The sequence below is a fragment of the uncultured Bacteroides sp. genome (assembly GCF_902491285.1).
Classification (GTDB): domain Bacteria; phylum Bacteroidota; class Bacteroidia; order Bacteroidales; family Bacteroidaceae; genus Bacteroides.
Genome location: NZ_CABUHK010000139.1, coordinates 1 through 7022, shown reverse-complemented (window position 1 = coordinate 7022; position 7022 = coordinate 1). Strand labels below are relative to the sequence as shown.

The 7022-nt window shown below is 47.6% G+C and carries 5 protein-coding genes; all 5 read left to right on the top strand.

Features of this window, described 5'->3' with window-relative positions; genetic code table 11:
• A partial coding sequence (locus tag RDN93_RS21195; protein WP_308747313.1) for a glycoside hydrolase family 2 TIM barrel-domain containing protein occupies positions 1-1260 on the top strand: 1260 nt, incomplete at its 5' end.
• 6 nt (positions 1261-1266) lie between these two features.
• Positions 1267-3090, top strand: coding sequence for a DUF4886 domain-containing protein (locus tag RDN93_RS21190; protein ID WP_308747312.1), 1824 nt, complete (start codon positions 1267-1269; stop codon positions 3088-3090).
• Between the two features lie 27 nt (positions 3091-3117).
• On the top strand, positions 3118-3972 hold the full coding sequence (locus RDN93_RS21185; protein WP_308747311.1) for a DUF4886 domain-containing protein: 855 nt from the start codon (positions 3118-3120) through the stop codon (positions 3970-3972).
• A 15-nt stretch (positions 3973-3987) separates the two neighbouring features.
• Entirely contained in the window at positions 3988-6195 is a 2208-nt protein-coding gene (locus RDN93_RS21180; protein ID WP_308747310.1) for a glycoside hydrolase family 3 N-terminal domain-containing protein, read from the top strand.
• Positions 6196-6295: 100 nt separating this feature from the next.
• The coding region (locus tag RDN93_RS21175; RefSeq protein WP_308747309.1) for a glycoside hydrolase family 3 N-terminal domain-containing protein at positions 6296-7022 on the top strand (727 nt) is incomplete at its 3' end.

Genomic DNA, 7022 nt, shown 5'->3' with positions numbered 1-7022 from the left:
GACTGGTGGAACTATGGCGGCATCACAAGAGATGTGCTGCTGGTGAAAACTCCCCGGACATTTATAGAAGATTATTTCATCCAATTGGATAAAAACGCTCCCGACCGCATCATCGCCCGCGTGCGTCTTTCTGATAAAAAAGCAGGTGAGAAAGTAACAGTTGCCATCCCCGAACTCAAAATCAACGTGGAACTCACTACCGACGCAGAAGGAAAGGCGGAAATCGTATTGAATGCGAAGAAGCTGCAACGCTGGTCGCCGGAAGAACCGAAACTCTATGGCGTGACTGTATCTTCGAGCACCGACCGTGTGGAAGAACAAATCGGCTTCCGCAATATCACCGTGAAAGGAACAGATATCTACCTGAACGGAAAGCCGACATTTATGTGTTGTATCTCTTTCCACGAAGAAATTCCGCAACGTATGGGGCGTGCTTTCTCGGAAGCCGATGCAGCCATGCTGCTGAACGAAGCGAAAGCGCTTGGCGTGAGCATGATTCGCCTGGCACATTATCCACAGAATGAGTACACGGTACGCCTGGCGGAAAAGATGGGCTTCCTTCTCTGGCAGGAGATTCCTATTTGGCAAGGCATTGACTTTACAGACAATGACACCCGTAAGAAAGCGCAGAAAATGCTCTCTGAAATGATTAAGCGCGACCAAAACCGCTGTGCGGTAGGTTATTGGGGGGTTGCCAATGAAACACAGCCTTCCAAAGAGCGGAACGAATTTCTTACTTCACTGCTTGAGACGGGAAAACAACTGGACACTACCCGCTTGTATGTTGCCGCTTTCGACCTCGTGCGCTTCAATAGTGAGAAGCAGCGTTTTGTAATGGAAGATTCTTTTACATCGCAACTGGACGTCGTAGCTATCAATAAATATATGGGGTGGTATCATCCGTGGCCTGTGGAACCGAAAGACGCTATATGGGAAGTCGTGACGGACAAACCGTTGATTATCTCGGAATTTGGTGGCGAAGCATTGTACGGTCAGTCCGGTGATGAGAACGTAGTCAGCTCTTGGAGTGAAGAATATCAGGCACGTCTGTATAGAGACAATATCCGTATGTTCGACAATATCCCGAACCTGCGTGGCGTATCGCCCTGGATTCTGTTCGACTTCCGCTCTCCGTTCCGTTTCCATCCCACCAATCAGGATGGCTGGAACCGCAAAGGACTCATATCCGACCAGGGTATGCGTAAGAAAGCGTGGTATCTGATGAGAGATTATTTTGCTAAAAAGAGAAACAATAATTAATAGTAGATGACTATGAAAACAATAAAATGGAACAATAACTTCCTGTTGGTAGGATTATTATTTATAGTGTCACTATTCTCTGTCGGAGGAGTATTGGTATCCTGCTCCGAATCGGAAAAGATAGTGACGCAGATTGAAGAGAAAATCGTCTATGTAGACGGCAAATGGATGGTGGTAGCTTCCAAAGAAGTAACCGTTACCACAGGCGAAACAGTTACATTGAATGTGACGGTAGGCGGCGACGAGAACCTGAAACCTGAATATACCTGTACTTCCGAAAACTCCAATATAGCTACCGTAGCGGTAGACGCAGACGGTAAGAATGTCACAATCGCAGGTGTATCTGCCGGAAACACGTTCGTCACTATCGAATGTCCTACGGATACCAAACCGCTTGTTGCCACGATTCCCGTTACGGTGGAGCAAGGGGCAATCAGAATTCTTGCCATCGGCAACAGCTTCTCTCAAGACGCGGTGGAGCAATACCTGTATGAATTGGGTGCAGCCGTAGGGCATGATTTTATTATTGGCAATATGTATATCGGCGGATGCGATTTGGACAGGCATTTGGCTAATTTCCAGTCGGATGCCGGGGCGTATGAATACCGCAAAGTGATAAATGGCGAGAAGGTGGCAAGAAGCAGCTATAAATTATCTCAGGCCTTGGCCGATGAAAGCTGGGATTACATCAGTTTGCAACAGGCTAGTGGAAAATCCGGTAAATATGATACGTACACGGCGCTTGCCGATTTGATTGCCGGTATACAGGCGCGTTGTCCGCAGGCTAAATTGATATGGCATCAGACTTGGGCATACGCTTCCGGTTCCACTCATGAAAGTTTTCCGGATTATGACAGCAATCAGATGACTATGTACAATGCTATTGTGTCCGCTGCCCGACAGGCGATGACGAATCATACGGCACTGAACCTGCTGATTCCTTCGGGCACTGCCATCCAGAATGCGCGTACCTCTTTCTTAGGTGATGCGTTCAATCGTGACGGCTATCATCTGGAGGTTACTTACGGCCGATATACTGCTGCCTGTACCTGGTTTGAAATGATTACAGGACAAAATGTCGTCGGCAACCCGTATGCTCCCGAAACGATTGACCCGCAGGTAGTCAAGATTGCACAAAATGCCGCTCATTACGCTGTTCAAAAAACCGATGAAGTGACCGATTTGGTCGACTTCAAGCAACCGGAACTATCTGATACTGAATTGAAAGCCCCCATCTATATTGATTTCGGCCCGACTTCACTCTCTGCCACTCCGTGGAATAATATAACTTCGCATCTGACAAGTTCAACCACAAGCTGGATAAAAGATGCGGAAAACAATTATACGAATATTGGCGTCAGAGTCCTTGGCGGATTTACCGCGACTCATGCCGGAGTCGGTTCCGAACCGGCCAGCTCGGTGACGGTGGATGGCGTGGAGTTTCCGCTGACTGCATGGAAAGACGGTTTGTTAGTGGGAGGAGAGAAAAATAAGGGTGATGTAGGCCCGGGAAGAATAGAAATCTCTCAACTGGATGCAGCCCGGAAATATAATTTCACTATTTTAGCCATCCGTTTCAATGGAAGTAAAGACGCCCGCATCTCTTCTTATAAGTTGATAGGTAAAACGGAGAGTGCGGTTAAAGAAATGAAGACAGGTATCAAGGATGCTGCCTCGTTTGCGGCAGCAAACTTCGAGGAGTACATTGCCAAGTTTGAGAATATAGAACCGGATTCGGAAGGCAAGGTCATTGTCGAGGTGAAAGGGATTGATACCGGTTTGGCCGCGGAGGGACATATCAATGCACTATGCATTAGTCTGGTGAAATAAGGTCTGGTTTTTATCATATTGATTATAATGAAGCAATATAGAAATGTAGTGATTTGTATGTTCATACTGCTCCTTCTTGCCGGAGGAGCGTATGCGCAGCAAAAAACGGTCAGGATACTTGCCATCGGCAACAGCTTCTCGCAGGATGCCGTGGAGCAATATCTGCATGAACTGGCGGATGCCGAAGGCATTTCAACCATAATCGGCAATATGTTTATCGGCGGTTGTTCTCTGGAACGTCATGTGAAAAATGCCCGTGACAATGCTCCTGCCTATGCCTACCGGAAAATCGGTACGGATGGAAAGAAACGGGAAAGGGGCAAGATGTCTTTGGAAGCGGTGTTGGCAGATGAAGACTGGGATTACGTCAGCCTGCAACAGGCAAGTCCTTTTTCGGGAATGTATGAGACGTATGAAGCCTCTCTGCCGGAACTTATAGAATATGTAAAAGCACGCCTTCCAAAGAAAACAAAGCTGATGTTGCACCAAACCTGGGCGTATGCGTCTACTTCCAAGCATAGTGGATTCAAAAACTACAACTGCAATCAACTGACCATGTATCAGGCAATTACTGATGCGGTGAAGAAAGCGGCTAAGGTGAATAAGATAAAGATTGTCATCCCTTCGGGCACTGCTATACAGAACGCCCGTACCTCTTTCATCGGCGACCATCTGAACCGGGACGGATATCATCTGGATGTGAAGATAGGCCGTTATACCGCTGCCTGCACCTGGTTCGAATGTATCTTCAAACACAATGTAGTCGGGAATCCTTATGGTCCGGAAGGGGTGGATGAAGCTCGGAAAGCTGTAGCCCAGAAAGCTGCCCATGCAGCAGTAAAGCGTCCGTATAAGATAACCGACCTGTCTATTACTAACTAACCGACGAAAATACAAATGAGAAAAAGAACATTAGTTTATGGTTTGTGTCTGCTGGGTGCCGTATCTGTCCTTTCTGCAAAAGATAAAAAAGGGGGAGCACTGTATAAAGACGCAAAGGCCCCGATTGAGAAACGTGTGGACGACCTCTTGTCCCGCATGACTTTGGAAGAGAAAGTGATGCAACTGAACCAATACACCTTGGGACGGAACAACAACGTGAATAATGTAGGCGAAGAGGTAAAGAAAGTGCCCGCGGAAATCGGTTCTCTGATTTACTTCGAGACAAATCCCGAACTGCGTAATAATATGCAGAAGAAAGCGATGGAAGAATCCCGCCTGGGTATTCCTATTATCTTCGGTTATGATGCCATTCATGGATTCCGTACCGTGTATCCTATCTCGCTGGCACAGGCTTGTTCCTGGAACCCGGATTTGGTGGAGCAGGCGTGTGCCGTATCCGCACAGGAAGCCCGTATGTCGGGAGTGGACTGGACGTTCTCGCCGATGATTGACGTAGCGCGTGACCCCCGTTGGGGACGTGTGGCGGAAGGTTATGGCGAAGACCCTTATACGAACGGAGTGTTCGGCGCAGCTTCCGTCAGAGGTTATCAAGGTGATAATTTGTCGGCAGAAAACCGTGTGGCAGCTTGTCTGAAACATTATGTAGGCTACGGGGCATCCGAAGCCGGACGTGACTATGTTTATACCGAAATCTCCAGACAAACTCTTTGGGACACTTATCTGCTCCCTTATGAAATGGGTGTGAAAGCCGGTGCGGCAACTCTGATGAGTTCTTTTAATGATATCAGCGGTGTACCGGGTTCGGCAAACCCTTATACTATGACCGAGATATTAAAGAATCGTTGGAGGCATGACGGTTTTATCGTTTCCGACTGGGGAGCTATCGAACAGTTGAAAAACCAGGGATTGGCGGCAACTAAAAAGGAAGCCGCCCGGTATGCGTTTACTGCCGGTCTTGAAATGGATATGATGTCTCACGCCTATGACCGTCATTTGCAGGAATTGGTAGAAGAAGGTAAAGTATCGATGGCTCAGGTGGATGAGGCTGTCCGTCGTGTCTTACTTCTGAAATTCCGCCTCGGCTTGTTCGAACGTCCTTATACTCCCGCTACAACAGAGAAAGAACGTTTCTTCCGTCCGCAAAGCATGGATATTGCCGCCCGGCTTGCGGCAGAGTCCATGGTATTGCTGAAAAACGAAAACAATGTTTTACCGCTGACAGATAAAAAGAAGATTGCAGTAATAGGCCCTATGGCAAAAAATGGCTGGGACTTGTTAGGCTCCTGGTGTGGTCACGGAAAGGATACCGATGTGGCAATGCTTTATGACGGGATGGCTGCTGAATTTGCAGGAAAAGCCGAACTGCGTTACGCATTAGGTTGTAGCATACAAGGAGATAACCGCGAAGGATTTGCAGAAGCATTGGAAGCTGCACGCTGGTCTGACGTAGTCGTTCTTTGTCTGGGTGAGATGATGACCTGGAGTGGTGAAAATGCTTCCCGTTCTTCCATCGCACTACCGCAGATTCAGGAAGAACTGGCAAAAGAACTGAAGGAAGCCGGCAAGCCTGTCGTACTGGTATTGGTCAACGGTCGTCCGTTGGAACTGAACCGCCTGGAACCGGTTTCTGATGCCATACTGGAAATCTGGCAACCGGGTGTGAATGGCGCACTGCCGATGGCGGGGATATTGTCCGGACGTATTAATCCTTCCGGCAAACTAGCCATGACTTTCCCTTATTCAACGGGACAGATTCCTATCTATTACAACCGTCGTAAGAGCGGACGCGGGCATCAGGGATTCTATAAAGATATAACAAGCGACCCGCTGTACCCTTTCGGTCACGGCCTGAGCTACACTGAATTCAAGTATGGCACTATTACTCTTTCTGCCACTAAAGTGAAGCGTGGCGAGAAGCTCTCGGCTGAAGTAACTGTCACCAATACCGGTGCCCGTGACGGAGCAGAGACTGTTCATTGGTTTATCTCCGACCCGTATTGCTCGATTACCCGTCCGGTGAAAGAATTGAAACACTTTGAGAAACAACTTATCAAAGCCGGAGAAACGAAAACCTTCCGTTTCGACATAGACCTGGAACGTGATTTCGGTTTTGTTAATGAGGACGGAAAGCGATTCCTCGAAGCCGGCGAATATCATATCCTGGTACAAGGACAAACTGTTAAAATAGAATTGATAGACTAAAGAAAGTTGAATTGACAGACTAAAAATATAAAGAACGAAGTGTGTCAAAAGCTGATAGCCAAATTGGTTTTTGACACATTCTGTATTAACACATACCACCATGAAAAAGAAAATAGGTATCATAAGTCTATGCATGCTTGCATGCAGCATCCTGAGCTGTGCACAGACCATTACTCCCCAAGCGGAACAACGTGCAAAAGAGATTGTATCCAAAATGACTTTGCAAGAGAAAATAGCTTATATCTCCGGATATACGAGTTTTTCCTTACGTGCGATTCCCCGTTTGGGAATCCCTGAAATCAAGTTGGCGGACGGGCCACAAGGAATCCGCAATCATGCCCCGAAGAGTACCCTTTATCCGTCCGGTATCCTGTCTGCTTCCACCTGGAACCGGGAGTTGCTTTATAAGTTAGGCCAAGGTCTGGGGCAGGACGCCAAGGCAAGAGGCGTTCATATACTGCTTGGTCCGGGCGTAAATATTTATCGTTCTCCATTGTGCGGACGTAATTACGAATATATGGGGGAAGACCCTTATCTGGCTGGTGAAGCCGCCAAGCAATATATTCTAGGTGTACAATCTGAAGGGGTCATTGCTACTATCAAGCATTTTGCTGCCAACAATCAGGAGTGGAGCCGCCATCATGCGAGTTCGGACATAGACGAGCGTACTTTGCATGAAATTTATTTTCCGGTTTTCCGCAAGGCTGTACAGGAAGCGAACGTGAGTGCTGTGATGAACAGCTACAATCTCCTGAACGGTGTCCATGCCACTGAACATAAATGGCTGAATATTGATGTCTTGCGCAATCTTTGGGGCTTCAAAGGTA

What these genes read in the sequence shown, in the direction of transcription:
- RDN93_RS21185 (WP_308747311.1), top strand. Translation starts at nt 3,118, where the DNA reads ATGAAGCAATATAGAAATGTAGTGATTTGTATGTTCATACTGCTCCTT.
- RDN93_RS21180 (WP_308747310.1), top strand. Translation starts at nt 3,988, where the DNA reads ATGAGAAAAAGAACATTAGTTTATGGTTTGTGTCTGCTGGGTGCCGTA.
- RDN93_RS21190 (WP_308747312.1), top strand. Translation starts at nt 1,267, where the DNA reads ATGACTATGAAAACAATAAAATGGAACAATAACTTCCTGTTGGTAGGA.